At 46.4% G+C, this 20,500-nt stretch carries 14 protein-coding genes and 1 pseudogene; 7 read left to right on the top strand and 8 right to left on the bottom strand.

All coding sequences use genetic code 11. The features are described from left to right. Positions 1–8: 8 nt before the first annotated feature. From HQM11_12795 to HQM11_12780, 4 genes are read left to right on the top strand one after another with little or no spacing between them, the layout of a single operon-like run. On the top strand, positions 9–950 hold the full coding sequence (locus HQM11_12795) for a hypothetical protein (GenBank protein ID MBF0351903.1): 942 nt from the start codon (positions 9–11) through the stop codon (positions 948–950). Then, positions 947–1,402, top strand: coding sequence for a ribonuclease HI (gene rnhA / locus HQM11_12790; GenBank protein MBF0351902.1), 456 nt, complete (start codon positions 947–949; stop codon positions 1,400–1,402). The genes HQM11_12795 and rnhA overlap by 4 nt, the downstream gene beginning before the upstream one ends. Continuing rightward, on the top strand, positions 1,399–2,916 hold the full coding sequence (locus HQM11_12785; protein ID MBF0351901.1) for a DUF4080 domain-containing protein: 1,518 nt from the start codon (positions 1,399–1,401) through the stop codon (positions 2,914–2,916). The genes rnhA and HQM11_12785 overlap by 4 nt, the downstream gene beginning before the upstream one ends. Positions 2,917–2,920: 4 nt before the next feature. Beyond that, complete coding sequence (locus HQM11_12780) at positions 2,921–3,772, top strand: transglutaminase family protein (protein ID MBF0351900.1); 852 nt, start codon at positions 2,921–2,923, stop codon at positions 3,770–3,772. Between the two features lie 285 nt (positions 3,773–4,057). On the opposite strand, the pseudogene HQM11_12775 reads toward HQM11_12780, so the two are convergent. Beyond that, positions 4,058–4,165, bottom strand: a pseudogene (locus HQM11_12775) (transposase). A 119-nt stretch (positions 4,166–4,284) separates the two neighbouring features. Here HQM11_12775 and HQM11_12770 point away from each other — a divergent pair. Both HQM11_12770 and HQM11_12765 read left to right on the top strand, forming a co-directional pair. Continuing rightward, the gene (locus HQM11_12770) at positions 4,285–4,551 is read left to right on the top strand and encodes a hypothetical protein (GenBank protein MBF0351899.1); all 267 of its coding nucleotides are present in this window, start codon (positions 4,285–4,287) and stop codon (positions 4,549–4,551) included. A gap of 243 nt (positions 4,552–4,794) precedes the next feature. Further along, a complete protein-coding gene (locus HQM11_12765; GenBank protein MBF0351898.1) occupies positions 4,795–6,717 on the top strand; it encodes an acyl-CoA dehydrogenase family protein in 1,923 nt (640 codons plus the stop codon). 345 nt (positions 6,718–7,062) lie between these two features. Here the strand turns inward: HQM11_12765 and HQM11_12760 are convergent, their stop codons facing one another. The 4 genes from HQM11_12760 to HQM11_12745 are packed head-to-tail and all read right to left on the bottom strand — an operon-like array spanning position 7,063 to position 12,086. Continuing rightward, positions 7,063–7,314, bottom strand: a complete 252-nt coding sequence (locus HQM11_12760; GenBank protein ID MBF0351897.1) for a DUF2442 domain-containing protein — start codon at positions 7,312–7,314, stop codon at positions 7,063–7,065. A 1-nt stretch (position 7,315) separates the two neighbouring features. Continuing rightward, positions 7,316–7,564, bottom strand: a complete 249-nt coding sequence (locus tag HQM11_12755) for a DUF4160 domain-containing protein (protein ID MBF0351896.1) — start codon at positions 7,562–7,564, stop codon at positions 7,316–7,318. Positions 7,565–7,617: 53 nt separating this feature from the next. Then, positions 7,618–9,132 carry a leucyl aminopeptidase gene (locus HQM11_12750; protein ID MBF0351895.1) on the bottom strand — a complete coding sequence of 505 codons (1,515 nt, stop codon included), beginning with the start codon at positions 9,130–9,132 and terminating at the stop codon, positions 7,618–7,620. Between the two features lie 29 nt (positions 9,133–9,161). Next, positions 9,162–12,086: a calcium-translocating P-type ATPase, PMCA-type gene (locus HQM11_12745; protein ID MBF0351894.1), complete on the bottom strand. Its 2,925-nt coding sequence runs from the start codon at positions 12,084–12,086 to the stop codon at positions 9,162–9,164. 375 nt (positions 12,087–12,461) lie between these two features. Between HQM11_12745 and HQM11_12740 the strand changes: the two genes are divergently transcribed. Continuing rightward, a complete protein-coding gene (locus HQM11_12740) occupies positions 12,462–18,461 on the top strand; it encodes an AAA family ATPase (protein ID MBF0351893.1) in 6,000 nt (1,999 codons plus the stop codon). 103 nt (positions 18,462–18,564) lie between these two features. Here HQM11_12740 and HQM11_12735 read toward each other — a convergent pair whose 3' ends face one another. The 3 genes from HQM11_12735 to HQM11_12725 all read right to left on the bottom strand — a co-directional run bounded on the left by HQM11_12735 (position 18,565) and on the right by HQM11_12725 (position 20,494). After that, positions 18,565–19,032 carry a hypothetical protein gene (locus HQM11_12735; GenBank protein MBF0351892.1) on the bottom strand — a complete coding sequence of 156 codons (468 nt, stop codon included), beginning with the start codon at positions 19,030–19,032 and terminating at the stop codon, positions 18,565–18,567. A gap of 134 nt (positions 19,033–19,166) precedes the next feature. After that, entirely contained in the window at positions 19,167–19,703 is a 537-nt protein-coding gene (locus HQM11_12730; GenBank protein ID MBF0351891.1) for a hypothetical protein, read from the bottom strand. 176 nt (positions 19,704–19,879) lie between these two features. Beyond that, the gene (locus HQM11_12725; GenBank protein MBF0351890.1) at positions 19,880–20,494 is read right to left on the bottom strand and encodes a hypothetical protein; all 615 of its coding nucleotides are present in this window, start codon (positions 20,492–20,494) and stop codon (positions 19,880–19,882) included. Positions 20,495–20,500 lie beyond the last annotated feature (6 nt).

Below are 20,500 nucleotides of genomic sequence, written 5' to 3'. Positions count from 1 at the left end.
GAGCGACTATGAAAAAATCACGCCCTATCCGATATGCGAATTATAAAGAAGAACTGCAATTACGCATGATGAACTATCCGACGCAGTATGATCTGATCACTCTCTTTCTCAATGCCTATGAACTTTATAAACCTCAATTCAATGAAGCATTGAAAGCGCTGGGAATGGATTATCTGGATGAAACCGGCAAACTGAAAAATATTCGCGACATGGCGCTTACCGAACTGGAAGATGTCGCCCGGGAAATGAACAGTTGCGGCTACGAATTTCTCGAGGCTGGAGCCAATCCTGAGGATCCCAAGTTTTTCAAATATATTCCCATCCGTTATCAACCCTTCCTGGATGAATTGTTTGAATTCGCCTTTCACCGTGAACTGGACAATGTCCAGTACTTCATTGACGATTTCATTCAGGAAACCCGAATGGAACTGGATGAACTCAACCAGATCGATCTCGGCGACAAGGAATTGACCCTGGGCGAGGCGGAAAAAATCGCGCAGTCCATGTATTTGCCTGCGTTTGAATTGATCAAACACGAATATATCCTGTATGTCGCAACCAAAATCAGAGAATACAATCCTCACCGGACCTTTCATCGGCTCAATGATTTACCCCATGAGGAAAAACTGAAAATCCTCAACTATATTCGCTATATTGTTCAAAGTGATCAGGTCATTACCATTGGAGAAATGAATTTTATCGATCGGATTATTGAAAAACTGGGAACAGATTCGCTGGATGCCGAACGTTACAAAAGATCGCTGTATCACGAAATTAAACGAGAAGAACTCAAAGACCTCTCCGAATCCATTCTCGAACCAATCCGCCGACAGATTCTCGGCTTGGTGATTGATTCCGCCTATGCCGACCGGATGCTTCACATTGAGGAGGGACCACGAGTGCTTGAAGTGGCCAGAATGTTGCTGACTACAGACAGGATCATGCCATGACAGAAGTTCATATCTACACCGATGGAGCCTGCTCTCCCAATCCCGGAACCGGTGGCTGGGGAGCCATCCTGATTTCCCCGGAGCATAATAATTTCCGCAAGGAAATCTCAGGCGCTGAAGCCAACACCACCAACAACCGCATGGAACTCATAGCCGCCCTCAAGGGACTGGAAATGCTCAAACGTCCCTGCCGGGTTAATGTCTACACGGATTCCGCCTATCTTAAAAACGCCTTCACGCAAAAATGGCTGGATAGCTGGCAACGGAAAGGCTGGAAAACCGCCGATGGTAAACCGGTGGCCAACAAGGATCTTTGGGAAGCCCTGTTGCAACAGGCTCGTATCCATGAGATTTCCTGGCATTGGGTCAAAGGGCACAGTGACAATCCTGAAAACAACCGCTGCGATGAACTGGCCGTACAAGCCCGGATCGCCCTGGGAAAACAAGCATGATTTTGCTGACAACAGCCAATGCCCGCTATTCTCATACGTCATTGGGCCTGCGGTATCTTTATGCCAACATGCGGGAATTGCAAAACCGTACCGTACTGATTGAATACACCCTTCAGGACACGCCCCGACACATGGTCGAGCAATGGCTGTCATATCAGCCTCAAATCATCGGAATCGGGATTTACATCTGGAACATTGAAGTCCTGACTCAGGCGATTTCCCTCCTCAAAAAAACTCACCCTGAAATTTATGTCGTGGTTGGCGGTCCGGAGGTGAGCTATGGTGTTCCGGATGAATTATATGAACTGGTCAACCACATCATTCCCGCAGAAGGGGATCATGCGTTTCAACGTTTGTGTCAGGATATTCTCCAGCATAACGCGCCAAAAACAAAAGTGTTGCCCAAAGATCAGATTGATGTCAAGGAACTGATTCTACCCTATGAATTCTATACGGATACCGATATTGTCAACCGGAAGATCTATGTGGAAGCCTCCAGAGGCTGTGCCTTTAAGTGCCATTTTTGCCTGTCGTCCCTGGATAAAGGGATCCGTTCCTTTGACACTTCTCAATTTTTGCTGGAGATGCGTAAACTTTACCAGCGAGGCGCACGACAATTCAAATTTGTTGATCGAACCTTCAATCTCCACATCAAACAATCCATTGCGATCCTGTCATTTTTTCTGGAAGAATTTCCGGCACAGGATTTTTTTCTCCATTTTGAAGTCATTCCTGATCGCCTGCCGCCTGAGTTGAAAGAATATATTCTGAAATTCAGGGAAGGGGTTTTGCAATTTGAGGTCGGCATTCAGACCCTGGATCAACAGGTTTCCGCCTTGATTGGTCGTCAGCAAAATAAAATAAAGGCTCTGGACAATTTAATGTTTCTCAGACAGAACACCCACATTCATCTGCATGTGGATTTGATCATCGGCTTACCCGGCGCGACCTTAGACATTTTCAAAGATGATCTGAATCAGTTGGTTGCGCTTGGACTTCAGGAAATTCAAATTGGCATTTTAAAACACCTGAAAGGCACACCGATCACTCTGCACACTGACACGCACCAGATGATTTACGATTCAAATCCACCTTATGAAATTGAGAGTAATGTGGATTTACCGGTTGAATTGATGTTGCGGTTAAAGCGCTTTGCCAAATACTGGGATCATTACTACAATTCAGGAAACTTTATCCAGTCGATGGCCCTGCTGTTTCAGTCGTCGAATCCTTTCGATGAGTTCGTTCAATTTTCAGAATATGCTTATGCGTGTCTCCAACAAACCTATGGCATCTCGCTGGAGCATTACGCTGAAATTTTATACGATTATCTGGTCTCAGAACAACATCTGGACCGTGTTCAGGTAAGGGAAACCATTTTGAAAGATATCCTGATCAAACCGGGACGAAAAGTTCCGGGTTTTCTGAAAGATGATTCGCTGGGCATTCCGCACGTCATCAGCAGAAAATCAAATAAATTCCTGACGCGTCAAAGCAATCATTCTCCCCTATGAGTCTATGCAACGCTATAAAATTCTCCATCGTACCTATTACAATTTTTCCGGTTTAGTCACACTGGGTCCCCATCAATTACGACTACGTCCGAGAGAAGACCATGAAATGCGTATTGAATCCTCAACCTTGAAAATCACACCTCAGGCAAACCTGCACTGGTATCGGGATGTGGAAGGCAATTCGGTTGCCAACGCCATTTTCGATTTACCCACCAGTCAGCTTGTGATTGAAAGTGAAGTCATCATCCAGCAATACAATGAGGATCCTCTTGGTTTTCTAACAGTCACTCATGCCACCGATTACCCGTGTACCTATCACCCTGATGATCAAGTTTTGCTGTCGCCTTATATGGTCTTGCTGGAACAGAGTTCACGAAAACAACTTTCACACTGGATTGCGAACATATGGAAACAGAATGAACGGATTCAGACGTACAAACTATTGCAACGAATTGGCACCCATATCTATAAAACAATGTCCTATCGGCTGAGAGAAGAACCCGGTGTACAATCCGTAGAACAAACATTGTCTTACGGAACCGGTTCCTGTCGTGATTTTGCGATGTTGTTCATGGAAGCCGCACGCTGTCTTGGTCTGGCCTCACGCTTTGTGAGCGGCTATCTCCACGCGCCACCCTCAGGACTCAACAACGGTTCAACCCATGCCTGGGCCGAAGTCTATCTGCCCAGCACAGGCTGGACCGGATTTGATCCGACGATTGGAGACATTGTTGGAACCGATCACATTGCTGTGGCCGTAGCACGATTGCCTGAAGCCGTACCGCCCATAGCAGGAACGTTCATTGGTCCCCCCGGATCTTCCATGGATGTGGGCGTCTGGGTGAGTCGGTGTTGAATCATGGCTGTTCAATTCTCTGGTATCGAGTCGGAGGAGTCCGAAGACTACGTCCGCTCACAGAACCGTGCGTACGGGTCCGTACACGGCTCCTCATGATGTTGCCTTCCATACATTCAGAGGTAACCAATGTGGGAAAGCCTGATCCGAGATAGTTTTGAGCCCCTTTGAGGTAAACCACTCCTTATTTTCCATGCCAGGGCAATCGCACTAAAATCTTCTGAAAGGGTTAAATTATCGAATATTTGTTAAGTTGGAAACAATAAGTATCTTTTTCCTATCACTATTTTGTGGCGCATGATCTTTTCGAATTCTGTTTTCATCTTCACGAAAGGCGATGTCCAATACCCAATGGAGGCAATTTTCAATCTGCCAATGGCTTCGAACCGCTTTGGCAAACTGGAACTTCAACGTATTCCCTTATGGGATTTGGATCTTGATCAATTGCAAATCCATCTAAAGCAAATACACTCACTGACATCTTGCTTCCTGATTTAGTGGATGAGGCGATTGTGCTTTCTGATCGGGTGGTGATGATGACCAATGGCCCTCGTGCCCGTGTAGGCGATGTGCTGGAAATCACGTTGCCTCGTCCCAGGGTGCGTGCTGAATTGCTCGAAAATGGCCAGTATTACCAATATCGGGAACATTTGCTGACCTTTCTGGAGGAATGCGAAAAATTGAAAAAACCGCCAGTGTTTGCGTCTAAAGCCCAAACATCAACCGCCAAAACCGGACTTCGCAAATATTTATCAAAACTGGTTGCCGCTGAAGCTTGAAATCAGAATCTTGACATGAATCCGGCTTCTTTTCGGGGAGTGCCATGGCAATGAGGGACTGAACCTGGATCAATTTGAATGATGCAATTGACGCAAATGGCCGGACTGGACAACAGATTGTCTCAAAAAGTCATTGGATAACAGCCTTGTTTGCCTTATCTTCCAGCAGGTTCATTTCATTAATCTGTCGCCAATGGGTTGCGATCAGGTTGCCTTTATTCCCGCATTGATCCCAGGAGGAACATGGCCAATTTTTACAAAGACAACGAAGACCTTCAGTTTTATATCGAAAAATGGATCGACTGGAGCCCTTTGCTGGCACTCAATGAACGCCAGGGGTTCGGCAAGGACTGTGAATTCGCTTCTGAAAAGGAAGCACTGGATGTCTACAAGGACATGCTGGAACTGGTCGGAACGTTTGCCGCTGAAGAAATCGCGCCCAAAGGCGCCGAGATGGACCGTAAAGGTCTGGAATACAAAGATGGCGATGTTGTTTTTCCCAAGGAAATGAATGAAATTTTCGCTCAACTAAAAAACATGGAACTGCATGGCATGTGTATTCCCCGGGAACTGGGAGGCATGAACCTGCCGATTCTGCTGTATATGACCAATATTGAACTCATGGCACGAGCCGATGTATCCACCGTCATGCATTATGGATTTCATGGCGCGATGGGACTGGCGATGCTGGCCTTTTGCATTGATGAAGGAAGTGCTGAGTTTGATAAGGAATCCAAAACCATTACCAAGGTACGGTTTGAACGGGAACTGGCGGATATCGCGTCAGGCAACGAATGGGGCTGTATGGATATCACAGAACCTGACGCTGGCAGTGACATGGCGGCCTTGAGAACAAAAGCGGTACAGGATGCCGATGGAAACTGGTTCATTACCGGACAAAAAATTTTCATCACCTCAGGTCATGGACGATACCATTTTGTCATTGCCCGGACTGAGGATGCCAAAGATCCCAATGATCCCTTCAGCGGATTGAATGGTCTGTCATTCTTTTTGTGTGAAACGTTCTCATACGGTGAAAATGGCGAAAAAATCCGTCATGCCACAGTAGACCGGATTGAAGAAAAAATGGGCATTCATGCCAGTCCCACCTGCACGATTTCCTTTGATAAAACACCTGCTCAACTCATTGGTAAACGCGGCGATGGTTTCAAACACATGTTGTTGTTGATGAACGGCGCTCGTGTGGGTGTCGCTTCCATCAGTATGGGGCTTTGCGAGTCGGCTTACCGCACCGCCAGGGATTATGCCGCTCAACGAAAAAGCATGGGAAAAACCATTGATCAGCATGAAATGATTGCAGATATGCTGGACGAAATGCGCAATGACATTCAGGCAATTCGGGCCATGACAATTCAGGGGGCCTACTATGATGAACTGTCGCAGAAAAGTAAAATTCTGCTCAAAACCCTTGAGCCCTCCTCCATGGAATACAAACGGGTGGAAAAAGATGTGAAGTTTTATGCTGGCGAAGCACGAAAGTTGACTCCGTTGATGAAATATCTGGGCAGTGAAAAATCAGTTGAAATGAGTCGACGCTGTGTGCAGATTCATGGCGGTTCAGGATTCACCCAGGAATATGGTGCGGAAAAACTGTTGAGAGACTCCGTGATTCTGCCGATTTATGAAGGAACCTCACAAATTCAGGCGTTGATGGCCATGAAAGACACGTTGGGCGCCATCATCAAAAATCCTCAGGGATTTCTGAAAACCATTGCCCAGACCCGCTGGCTGAGTGTTTCTGCCCGTGATCCTCTGGAGCGACGTGTTGCCAAATTGCAATCATTGAATCTTGCGGCACAACAGCATTTGATTCAAAAAATTGCCACCCGCAAATTCAAGACACTGAGTGATAAACCCATGGCGAGCTGGCCTAAGGAATTCCTCAAAAATTGGGATCCAAAGCGTGACTTCGCGCCTGGAATGCTCCATGCGGAACGTTTGATCAAGTTGTTGTGTGATTCGGCTGTGGCAGAGTTGCTTTATGCGCAGGTGAAAAAATTTCCGGAAAGACGAGAAGTTCTTGAAACATTTCTGGACCGTGCTGAGCCACGTGACCGGTTTCTGTTGAATGAAATCACCACCACTGGTGACCGTATTCTCGCAAAATTAAGCGGGGAGTCCGTTGCGGAAGAAAAAATCGCCTGATTTTTCGGCAGGGCTGTTCACTTCTCTGGTAGGACGGGACTACGTGCCCGTCAAAAATACGATTTTTGGCGTTTGCGGGGCATGTAATCCCCGCCTACCATCCGGTTGACGCTCAAAATAAGGAGAAATGAACAGCCCAGGATTTTTCGGCACCTATCATTTTCCCTTTTACAGTTTGTCATCTCGACGAAGGAGAGATCTTGTACCTCACTCTGTCGGGATGACACCTTCCAACTGTCAATTACTTTTCACATCGTCTGAAAGGTGCCGATTTTTCTTTCCAACCAACGATAGAGCTGAGCGGTTGCCGAAACGCAGTGTAGGCAATCCGTCGCAAGCGACTTGTTAGGACAGGAATTGTCCTTTGCTCCATAGTTCGTACTCACTGATGTCAATATCCTCATTCCAAACCAGCGCATGTCCTCCTGTTTCGATTTGGACATTTTTGAAGAACGCATCATTTTGTAGTGGAGCAAACGTCTGGAGTTTGAGCAACGGCCTCACGTCATATTGCCGATTCTCATGATTTGAAAACTCGATGATCAAGAGATGGTTGTCTAACGCCTGAACAGCCTTGATTTTCGGTATTTTCTTCATTTTACCTCAATGGAGGGAGTTTTTTAAACTCTTGTGAGTCCCACATCTTCTTGAGTTCTTCGTGATAAGACGATGCCCATTCCAGCACCAATTTCTTTGCGCGTTCCGGCAAGTCGCCTTCAATCATTTCTAAGGATTCTATATTGAAAATTGCATTATATTCTCCATAAACAGCATGAAAATGGGGAGGCGGATGATCTCCAAAAAATAGTTTAATCACTATTCCATAAAAACGGGTGATCTCTGGCATAATGCTCTTTTATTCGTGTGATGTCCTAACAATGCCGGTGGCTTTTTTTGAAGTCATGCTTGCCATGAGCCAATCAGGTCAATCAGCAGTCGAACCCCGACTCCTGTGGTTCCCTTGGCCGGTTGATAACTGATATGTTTGACACCCCAGGCCGTTCCGGCAATGTCAACATGCACCCAGGGGATTTCTTCCACAAAATTTTTCAAAAACAAACCTGCTGTGATGGTTCCGGCTTCGCGTCCGCCGGTATTCAGCAAATCTCCAAATTTTCCTTTGATCGATTCTTCATATTCTGGAAATGAAGGCAACGGCCACACCGTATCTCCGCTGGACTTACCCGCTTCGACAACCTGACGGGTGAGTTCTTCATTGTTGGAAATCACACCACTGGCATAGTGCCCTAGCGCGATGATACAGGCACCGGTCAGAGTCGCAAAATCAATGATCCCATCAGGAGAATATTCCTTGATCGTGTAGCTCAGGGCATCACCCAGAATCAACCGGCCTTCAGCATCGGTATTGAGAACTTCCACACGTTTTCCATTGAATGCGGTGACAATATCCCCTGGGCGTTGGGCATTGCCATCGGGCATGTTTTCAACGGCAGGAATCACACCGATAATGTTGAGCTTGGGTTTGAGTTCACCAATGGCTTTCATGGCACCCAGAATTGCCGCGGCGCCGCACATGTCATACTTCATTTCATCCATGCCGCTACCTGGTTTCAGTGAAATGCCACCGGAATCAAAGGTGACGCCTTTCCCCACAATCGCCAATTGCTTTTTCGCCTTGGGATGTTGGTATTCCATCAGAATCAATTTGGGCGGACGCACTGAACCCCGGGCCACCCCCAACAACATTCCCATACCAAGTTCTTCCATTTCCGGTTGATCCAGAATCCTGATTTTCATGTTGTATTCCAGGGCAATGGATTCGGCTTCTTTAGCCAGAATTTCAGGATAGAGATCATTTCCGGGAGTATTGCCGAGATCCCGGGCATAATTGGTGGCGATAGCTCTGGTTTCGCCCTGTTTGATGGCTTTGGCAGAAGTCATTTTGTCGGCATCCAGCAAAGTGATTTTCACTTTATCCACGGGCTGATCATCCTCCTCATCCGGAGTTGGCGCTGAACTGTATTTATTGAAATCATAAGCGCCAAGAAGCAGTCCTTCCGCAATGATTGTACCCACATCAAGGCTCAATTCGCTGAGCCAGGGTGGAAGCACCAGACTGATGGCTTCACTTTTGAGGCTTTTAATCTTTTTGCCGATTTTTCCGGCAATTCTTCTCAACGTTTCCTGATTCAGCTTATCCTGTTTTCCTGTGCCGACCAATAACAGGCGGGGCATATCATCGATGCCGGTCACCATTAAATGTGTGCTTTCAGCTTTTTCCGAGAAGACCTTGAGCTTGATCGCCTGTTTGACAAGGTGGATCAATGAGTCAGGTAAAAAATCCAGTTGTTTTCCGATTTCTTTATTTTTTTTGATTTCAGGAATCATTAAAATCAGCGCATCGGTTTTAAGCGATTCAAGTCCCTTTGTTTTATAGTCCAGTTTAATTTCCATGAAGAGATTCCTTTCAGTGTTCAATAAAGTCATGCCTGTCGACGCAGAACAAAACGTTTGATCTCACCAAGCCACAGTACTAATGATGTTCCTGCCACCACAAGTGCCCAGGTTTCAAGAGACAGTGGAACAGTTCGAAAAACTTCTCCTCCAAACTGTACAATCAACACCTGGCCAATAAAAATTCCCAGCGCGATCATGGTGAAACCCTTGTTCTCAAAAATTCCTTTCAACGCGGAATCAGTCTGCCCCATGCTACGGGCATTGAACAGATTCCAGAATTGTAGCATCACAAAGATGGTGAAAAACAGGGATAACTCATGATTTGTGACCATACCATCCCCCTGGAAATAAAACAGCAGTCCGATCAGACCAGCCAGAAATACCAGACCAATGCCACCGATCTCCCGCATCATGTGTGGAGTCACAATGAAGTCCAGAGGATTTCTCGGATGCCTGTTCATGACACTTTCATGCGGAGGTTCAGTCGCCAAAGCCAACGAAGCGAACGTATCCATGATCAGATTGACCCAAAGCATCTGAATCACGGTCAATGGCAGTTTGATGCCGATGAACGGCCCCAGCATAGCAATTCCGAGCGCAACCACGTTGATGGTGAGTTGGAATAAAATAAATCGCTGAATGTTTTCATAAAGGGATCGTCCCCACATCACGGCGTTGACAATGCTTTTGAAGGAATCATCCAGCAGAATGATATCACTGGCTTCCTTGGCCACAGCGGTACCGGTTTTTCCCATCGCCAACCCGACATCCGCATGATTCAGCGCAGGGGCGTCGTTGGTTCCGTCACCCGTAACAGCAACAACATGGTTCTGGCTTTGCAGCAGTTTAACGAGTCGTAATTTATCCAGTGGTCTGGCCCTTGCGAGCACTTTGAGTTTCTGCACCGCGACTTTAGCCTGTTCATCGTTCATTTTGCCAAATTCCGCACCGGTGAGAAAGCATTCCGGACCATCATCCGGCTTGCTCAAACCAATTTGGCGGGAGATTTCTTTGGCGGTTTCAACAATGTCCCCTGTGACAATCTTGACCTGGATTCCTGCTTTGTAGCAATCAGCAACAGCATTGGGAACTTCCGGGCGAACCGGATCTTCAATAGCGGCAAAGCCCAACCAGATCATATCGTGCGTCAGTGATTCAATCGTTGCTTCAGGGTCGTCGTTTGTGGCGTTGCGGTAAGCAATCGCCAGTGTTCTCATCCCTCGCCGCTGATAATCTTTGAGAGCTTGCTCAATTTCCTGCTTGAATGGTTCCAGCGGGGTTTCGCCATCAGCAGTCAGCATATTGACGCATTGGGACATGATAATTTCAGGTGCCCCCTTCACATACAGTGTTTGTGACCCCAAGGGCACAGACTGCCCCATTGTGGCCATGTATTTGCGCTCGGTGGTGAAGGTCCATTGATGGGAAATGGTAAATGTACCGCGGTGTTGCTGGTAATCAATGGATTGCTGATTGAGCCAGAGTAAAAGAGCGCCTTCTGTTGGATTGCCCAGTGGTTTGATGACATTGTTTTCCTCACTGAGTTGTGCTGTGGTGTTGGCCGCGATGGCTTCGGCAAGCAGTTGTTCATTGACAGAGGAAAGCGATGCCGTGAGCTTGTTATCCTGTAGGGAGGGAAAACGTGTTTCAAAAACCTGCATTTCGTTTTGGGTCAGCGTTCCGGTTTTATCAGAACAGATCACTGTCGCCGCACCAATGGTTTCACAGGCATGCATTTGTCGCACGAGGTTATTGGCGGCCGTCATTTTGCGCATGCTATAGGCCAGACTCAGAGTAACACTCATCGCCAGACCTTCAGGAACAGCGACCACAATAATGGTGATGGAAATCATGAAATATTTGAGCAGTTCTTCAGCGGCCAGCGGTGGAATCCAGTCACGAGGGGTTGCCGGTACAAGGCCGATCACATACCCTCCGCCAATACCAAGAATAAACACAAGAGCGCCCAAACCCGCGGTTTTTAACCATGCGACCATGCTATTATTTTCCAGCCAGGCAGGACGCTGGTGATTAATTTTGAACATTTCCAGGGCGTCATAGGAAATCGGCAACCAGACTCTGGTCATGGCGATCAAAGTACTCAGGATCATGGTCATGGTAAAAAACCATTGTTGCTGATTCAGAACCAACTCATTCACCATAACACCGCGGGCCATGAGTGCCGCAAAAATGATACCCGCAACGCTGAAGCCAACCACGCCAACCATTTTTCCCAGTTTTTCAAGCTGGATGCTCAGTGGGGTCTGATTGTCCGTTTCTTCTGAAGCCGCCTTGGCCGCTGTTCCAATTTCTGAACGATCGCCAACCGCTGTGACTTTCAGGGTTCCATGACCATCTTTGGCAATCGTGCCTTTCAGCACCATGTGGCGGGCATAGGCCAGGTTCTGCCCTTCAGCTTTATTTTCAGACCGGGGACGTTTGGTGACAGGGGCCGATTCTCCGGTCAGTCGGGATTCATCAATCTGGAGCGATACGGAGTCCAGAACATCCGCATCAGCCGGAACTTCTTCGCCTGCTTCAAGCAGAACAATATCTCCAACCACAATATCTTTACGGGGAACAGTGGTGTAATGGCTTTCGCGGATCACCTTGACCGCCACTTCGTCGGTCACCTGATTCAGAATATCAAATTCCTTCCCGGCCTTGAACTCATTGAAAAAGGCCAAAGTGGTTGCGAGCAACACCGCGATGATGATGCCGACACCTTCAATATAATGCCCATCCACCATGCCGACACCAATGGCGACAAACGCGGCAATCAGCAGGATCCGGATGACAGGATCATCAAATTTTTCCAGCAACAGATGCCACCATGGTTCACGTTCCGGAGGTGTCAGCACATTGGCGCCGTTTTGTATTCTGCTTTGTTCAACTTCCGCAGAAGTGAGACCGGTGAGAGTGTGTTCAGTGTGAGGGGTTGTTTGTGACATAAAGACCTTATCAGCAAGTTAATGAATGATTATGGTTTTAATATGTTATGACTGATTACTTTCGGTTTTGCAAGGGGGAGACCAATAAAGCAAGTTCAAAAGGTATATTTCAGAGGGACATCATCAATCAAGAAATGAAATTGGTAAGCGTTCAGCCGTCAGCTATCAGTTTTTCAAGCATTCTCAAGGCCTGGAAGCCAAGCGATAATTCTGGTATTGAGTCATAATGCAACCAAAACGCATAAATACTGACTGCTGAATACTGATAACTGAACGCTTACTAAAATTGTTTCTGAAAAATATTCTTGTCGAATCCTGTTAATTTTATTATGGGGATAACAGAGACAATTATAAAAAATTTCCGGAGAGAACGTTATGCTACAGGTCAAAGGTTACAAAGTCATGGAGGAACTTTATAGCGGGGTCAATACCACCGTTTGCAGAGCTGTTCGTGAATCAGACCATCTTGCGGTCATCATTAAATATCTGAACAGCGAATATCCGACACAGGAAGAACTGGCCAGATTTCAGCATGAACACAGCATCCTGACCCATTTACAGATGCCCGGGATTTCACGGGTGATCGGACTGGAAAAGACAGGAAGTTCTGTGATGCTGGTCACCAGTGATGACATGCTGTCAAAATCGCTCAAGCATGTGCTGGGAGAACAGACACTCAAACTGGAAGATATTCTTGACACCATGCTCAAATTGACCGTGATCCTGGGAAATGTGCATAAAAAAGGGTATATCCACCGTGATTTGAAACCGCACAACGTTATTATCAACCCGGGGAACAAAGAAGTCACTCTGATTGATTTCGGCATCGCAACCACCCTCGAAGAAACAGAAGAAGTCGTTGCCAGTGATGCTGTGCTGGAAGGAACCCTGGCCTATATTTCTCCTGAACAAACCGGACGGATGAACCGCAAGGTTGATTTCAGATCTGATCTCTACTCACTGGGAATGACCTTTTATGAAGTATTGGCCGGTGATTTGCCATTCCATGCGGATGATGCGATGGGATGGGTGCATTGCCATATTGCCCGAAATCCAGCACCGTTGCTGGAAAAAAAGCCGGAAATTCCCGGCATGATCGCTCATATGATCCACAAGTTACTGTCTAAAAGTGTGGAAGATCGTTATCAGAGCGCGTTTGGTTTAAAGCATGATCTTGAAAATTGCATCCGGCAGTTCAGGGAAACAGGGAAAATTGAGCCCTTCACGTTGGGCACTCATGACATTTCCGACAGATTGCATATTCCACAGGTTTTGTATGGAAGAGAGCCTGAACTCAATGAACTCATGAAACTGTTTGAGTTGGTCAAGGGCGGTCACAAGCAATTGGTGTTTCTCGGCGGACAATCAGGCAGCGGAAAATCAGCGCTGGTCCATGAACTGGAAAAAATTCTGGTGAACCACAGCGGCATGCTTCTGTCAGGAAAATATGACGAATTCAAACGCAATGATCCCTACTACGGCATTGGACAGGCCATCAACAATCTCGTTCAAAATCTGTTACGCGAAGATGAGGACCATCTCAATCAATGGAAATTCAAACTGGCGGAAGCACTTGGTCCCAATGGAAAAATCATCACCGATCTCGCACCGGACCTGGAACTCATCCTTGGACCGCAACAACCTGTTCCGGAGTTAGGCCCCAGTGAAACCCAGAACAGATTTCAACTGACATTTCTCAAGTTTATCCGGGTGTTCACCCAGGCACACCATCCGCTGGTCCTGTTTCTGGATGACCTGCAATTTTCTGACACAGCCAGTCTGGGTTTGCTCAATATCATGTCACAGGATTCTGAATTGCGGCATTTCATGCTCATTCTGGCTTATCGGGATAACGAAATTCAGGAAGACCACCCGTTTCTGCAATTGCTTCAGGAAACAAAACAGGGAACCATCCCCTACAGGGAAATCCAGTTGAATCCCTTGAACCTGAACGCCATCGTCCAGATGCTTGGCGAAACGGTGAAAACGGAACCGGAAAATGTTAAACAGTTGGCGGAAGTGATTCAGAACAAAACAGGTGGAAACACTTTTTTTATTCATGAATTTCTGAAACTTCTGCATCACGAAAAACTGCTGTGGTTTGATTTTGAAGCCATGTGCTGGAAATGGGATCTGGACAAAATCAAAGCCCATGAAACCACCGGGAATGTCGTCGAATTGATGATTGAAAAAATCCAGAAACTTCCTGAAGTGACACAATCCGCATTGAAAATGGCCGCGTGTATTGGTGCTGATTTTAATTTGAAAACGCTGGCGGCGGTTTGTGGACGAACCCTGAAGCAAACTGCGGAGGATCTATGGTCCGCTGTTCAGGAAGGAATGATTCTTCCAGTGGGAGAAGGTCACAAACTGCTTAAAAATTCTGAGGAATCAGGAATCAGTGATTTCAAGGCTTCCGTGTGGGATAAGTTTGTCCATGGACGTGTGCAGAAAGCCGCTTATGAAATGATTTCCGAAGAGGACAGAAAACCGATTCATCTGAACATCGGGCGTGTCTTGCTGAAATCCTTGAGTCAGGAGGAACTGGAGGAAAAATTGTTTTATGTCACGTCCCAGCTCAATATGGGAAAAGACCTGATTGAAAGTCAGGAGGAAAAAAACAAACTGGCAGAATTGAATCTGCTTTCCGCGCAAAAAGCCCGTCTTTCCACGGCATACGGACCTGCCGCAGGCCATGCCCGGATTGGAATTGAACTGCTCCCGGCAAATTGCTGGAAAGAAAACTATCCGCTGACTCTGGGGTTGTATGGTGAGGCTGTGGATACCTCCAATCTCACCCGCAAATTTGACAAGATGAATACCTATGCGGACATTGTGCTGAAAAATGCCAAAACCTCATTAGACAAAGTCCGTGTGTATGAAGCCCGGTTACAGTCACTGGTTTCTCAGAATAAAATCCATGATGGCGTTCGTGTGGCTCTGGAAGCACTGAAAATGCTGGGCATAAAACTGCCTTCCCGCCCCAATCAGCTTCAGGTGGCCCTGCGTCTTCTGCCCATGCTCATAAGGGTTCTTCCCATTTCATTAGCCAAATTTGAATCAATGCCGATGATGAAAAATCCTGTGGCATTGGCCGCAACCAGGATTATTGCCCAATCGGTTTCCTCAGCCTATATTGTGAGTGCCAACCTGTTTGCGATCATGCTGCTGAAAGTGGATTCATTATCGCTTAAACATGGAATCACAGGCGTGTCCCCTTACGGCGTTGGGGGGGTAGGCATGGTAATTCTCTCTAATATGGATGACATCAAAAACGGGACTCGCTTAGGAGAAGACGCGCTATCAATGGTGTATGATCTGAAACTGGATGAATTTAGAGGAACACTGGAATTTGCCATCGCCATGGCCATTCGTATCTGGCATAAACCGGTCAGGGAAACCATGCCGTTGCTGATGAAAGCGCTTCAAAGTAATCTTGAAGCCGGAAATCTTGAATTTGCCACCTATTCTTTTTCCGTTTATTGCTACACTCAGTTGTTCATCGGGGAGTCTCTGGATTATGTGATCGCTGATTTTGACAAGTACTTCCCTCAGGCTGAGAAATACAAGCAGGGCCCAACCATCTACCACATGCAGGTGTTTGCGCAGACCGCCGCCAATTTCAGAGGTGACGCTGAAAATCCGCTGGTGCTCAAAGGCAAATATTTTGATGAACACACCATGATCCCGGAAGGACTGAAAGCCGGTAACCAGACCGGTGTGTTTTACGCCTTCATGTGCAAAGGCATGCTGAGTTGCTGGCTCAAGGAATATGAGACAGCCCTTGCCAGTTTTCAGGAGGCCCGCAAATACATTGAAAATGTGCCGGGCATGATCGTCAATGCGATCATCACGTTTTATCATTCGATGGCATTCATCGGCTACGCAAGAAAAATGCGACGCAAACGCCTGCCGCTAAGGTTTTATATCAATCAGATGAAACTGAAAAAATGGGCAAAATACGCACCAATGAATTATCGGCATCAGTACATCTTGGTCGAAGCTGAAAAAGCTCGCTTGAAAAAGAAAGAACGACTGGCGATGGATCTGTATGATGAAGCAATCCACCTGGCGAATGTGAATGGCTTTATCCATGAAGAAGCTCTCGCAAACCAGCTTGCCGGTGAATTTTATATTGAAATCGGGAAACCTCGACTCGCCCAGACTTATCTGACCAAAGCCTGGTATCTGTGTGGTCAGTGGGGCTCCAAAGTGATGGTACAAAATCTGGAAGAGAAGCATTCCAATCTGCTCAGACAGCGTGGAACAAGTGGTTCCAGAGAAGACAAGGCCACTGTCACCGCCACCTCAATGGGCACGAGTTCCACGGTAGCTCTGGATCTTGGATCGGTCATGAAAGCTTCCCAGGCCATATCCGGTGAAATTCGACTAGATGTTCTGCTGGAAAAAATGATGCGGACTGTTGTTGAAAACGCAGGTGCTGAAAAGGGTATTTTGCTGTTGCGGGATGATCAGAGTGGTTCTGTCATGATTCAGGCGGAATGTCTGATGGAACATGAAAAAGTGGATGTCATGCAGCAAATACCCTTGGCCCAATTCTCCAGAATTCCTGTGACACTGGTGCAGTATGTAATGCGGACTAAAGAGGCTGTCGTACTGAATAACGCAGAAGATGAAGGAAATTTTACCAAGGATCCCTTTGTGGTTGAGAATCATCCGAAATCAATCCTGTGCTCTCCCATCATCAATCAGGGACGTATCACCGGAGTTCTTTATCTGGAAAACAACCTGACCACCGGAGCGTTCACGGCCGGACGTCTGGAAGTGCTCCAAATGCTGTCTTCGCAGGCCGCGATTTCCATTGACAACGCTTTGTTGTATCGCAATCTGGAACAAAAAGTTCAGGAACGAACCGCACAATTGCAACAGAAAACCAATGACATCAACAATATGCTTCAAAATATGCACCAGGGAATCTTTACGATCCCTGATGAGGATCTGGTGATCCATCCCGAATATTCCAGGTATCTGGAACATATTCTGGAAACAACTGAAATTGCCGGAACATCCTTTATGCAAACCCTGTTTGATGATTCAAGTCTGGGGGGAAATATACTCAATCAGATTGAAGTCGCTACGGGTTCAGTTTTTGGCGCGGACATGATGATGTGGGACATCAACAAACATTTGCTGGTGCATGAATTTCAGAAAAACATGCCCGACGGACGGGTAAAAATTCTGGAACTGGATTGGGATCCCCTGCCAAGTGAAGAGGATGAAATTGAAAAAGTCATGATCACGGTCCGGGATGTGTCAGAACTCAGAAAATTGCAGGCAGAAGCAGAATCCCAGAAACAGGAACTGGAGATGCTGGGACAGATTCTGGCAATATCTGTGGACAAATTCACAGGCTTTCTGGAATCAGCCAATAATTTTATTGAGGAAAATCAAAAGTTGATTGAGGCCAGCATACACAAAGACATGGATGTGATCGCAACTTTGTTCAGGAACATGCACACCATCAAGGGAAATGCCAGAACCTATGGCTTTTCGTATATCACGGATATTGTTCATGCCGCGGAACAGACTTATGACCATTTGCGGAAAAATGCTGACGCACCGTGGGATAGTGCACTGCTGTTACAAGAGTTGGAACAGGTTCGTCAAGGCATTGAGGTTTATACGAAGTTGTTCAATCAAAAACTGAGATCCTTCGCGCAAACACGCAACGACACCACGGTGGTGGAAAATCAATTACTGGATCGGTTGAAACAACTTGCTGTCAGGAATCGTGACAAGGAACTGGAGACTGTTCTGAAAGCCATTCATACCCTGTCCATTCATGATATTCTTGGTGGAATTCGTGATGGCTTGCCAGACATGGCCAGAAACCTTCAAAAGGCTACACCCAAATTTCTGGTCAAGGACAAAGGGATTCGATTCGTGAACAATATTGTGCCGGTGATCAAGGATGTGTTCATGCACATGATCAGAAACTCAATGGATCATGGTCTTGAAACACCGGAAGTACGGTTGGAAAAAGGCAAACCGGCGGAAGGCAATCTCTTCCTTGATATTTCCTTGAAGGAAAACCAGGTTATCATGCGCGTGGGGGATGATGGCAAGGGTTTGAATCTGAAACGCCTCAAAGAAAAAGCGCTTGAAGTGGGGCTTGAAGTCAACAGTGAAATGGATGCAGCGAATATGATTTTTCAATCGGGTGTGTCCACCGCTGAAAAAGTCAGTGACATTTCCGGACGAGGTGTGGGAATGGATGCGGTTCGACGCTTTTTGCGGGATAAGGGAGGCGATGTTGAAATTGTGATCAAACCCGAAGGGGATGATACCGGCAGAGCGTTTGAACTGCAAATCACATTGCCGGCTGAGGTCGCTGTGCAGGTAGACGCTGAATAATTCTGCATGAAACAGTAGAGACGCTATAGCACGTCTCTACTGTGCTGAAATTCCAATCTTTGTACGGGATGTTCTTAACGTGATTCTGAAGGCTGTGCACGCGTTACATATTGAACATATCGGACATTTGTCTCATGTTCGCTGGTTGTGAGTCTTGTGAGATATCAGCGGAAATGCGTTCACCATCCACTTCGCCTTCAATCGTGTTCCCCATGGTTTCAAAAGAATAGGTTCCCTGAAACTCCCCGTTTTCCTGCATCTGCACTCTGGCTGTCATGGAAATCTGACCAATGGTTGCCTTGTCCAGCACAATACTTCCTTCCGGAGAAACAGCGCCTTTGACCGTTACCAGTTGTTTATCCATGTTTAGAAAACGCAGATAAATAAACCCTTTTGTAATCGAAAAAGTGGCTTCATAATTTTTAACAGAAACAGCTTCTCCATTGATCTTCGATCTGTGATACCGCATGTTGTACGTTCCATCATAGGCTTTATTCACGGGAGTTCCCGGAATTGAACACCCCAGAAGAATCAGTGTCATAGAAAATAAAATAAGAATGTTAGGCTTCATGAGTCCTCATTTTATAAAAAGTTTTGGAAGTGCTGGAATTACCCTGCAAGACCGTTCCTGCGGGATGTTAGGTTCTTAACAAAAAAAAACGACGGATGACAAATGATTTTTGAAGGATTTTTATCACACAGAAATTAACGCATCGCGTCAGCCTTCAGTTTTTCTTTAGCCGCCTCAAAGAACTCTTTCAGATTCGGTGTGATCAGTTTGACAATCATCGGTTCCAGAATTTGGACTGCTTTTCTGACAATCACTGAAGGAATTCCGGGAATATGATCCAATGAGATTGAAAACTCCCCTTGCAATTCTACTTCAATCCCGTCGGGATGTTCCCGATAATATGTTTTGCCACTGCAATGCACATGCTCAGTGAAAACGTCGGTAATGATGTTCCAGTTGACTTCCCAGTTATTGTAATCGCATAAAAATTCTTCATGCCAGCGGAGCATTTCAGGTTTGAGAATCGCCCGTGCAATGGCGGGAATGGCGGCATCACCATGAAATCTGACATAGCGCCGCTGTCGCCCGTCTTCCAGTGGATGGTCTTCCTTGATCTGAATGAGGGTCACATTGGGAATGTAATCTACGAGGGGTTCTATGTTTTTGCAGGTTGCGTCGAAGGTTGCCAGAACAGAAAAAGGAAACACACTCTTGATACCAAATTTATCCATGCTCAACTCCAGAATGAAAAGAAAATCAAATACTGCCGTTTTGCCACACAAGTGGCTGGCAATTGGTTCTGAATTCCCTTTAACGAAAGGCGAGGGTGTTGGCAAGGATTGTTTGAGGATTTCCCCCTGTGATCTTTAGATTCAGATTTTACAGGGGGATTTTGGAGGATGGAAAATCAACAGCCTTCATATTTTTCAGGTTTTTTCTGCAACAGCGGAGGCATGGCAACAGGCGGTGCCACATAGCGGTTTTGCTGTTCTCGTTCGGCATCAGCATTTAAATAGGTTTTCTGGAAAAAAGGTCGAACATTGTTCAACGCATCAATTTCTTTCATGTCCATGGATTGCCAATCCGGAGTTTTGCTAGTGATTTTTTGATCCCAGGCCTGCAGGCCACCTTTGAGCAGAATGATTCTTCTGCGCCAGTCATTGGTCAGCACAGACGCATACTTGTTTTCCAGCGTTCCATCGACTGTGATAATGACCCACTTTTTATAATAGGGTATTTGCTTGATTTCTTCAGTCAGATTCTCAGTTGGAATCAGCAGAACACCAGGGATGTTATCCACTTTCTGACCGCTGTAGCTTTGCAGCAGAACCGGCAGAAAATCATTCCGTCCCTCAATCACCCAGCCAGCCATTTCTTCAATCGAGATTTCGCTGATCTGGTAATCTTCCACATTATCATACCAGCGGGCGGTCTGTGGAAGATTGGTCAGAACCAGCAGAGCCAGCACCGCAATCCCAAACCCAATCAATACCCATTTCTGATCTTTAGCAATTGCTGTCATAAAAAC

This window comes from SAR324 cluster bacterium (genome assembly GCA_015232315.1).
In the GTDB taxonomy this organism is placed as follows: domain Bacteria; phylum SAR324; class SAR324; order SAR324; family NAC60-12; genus JADFZZ01.
The sequence above is the reverse complement of the archived record's forward strand: the minus strand, read 5'-3'. Positions and strand labels throughout refer to the sequence as shown.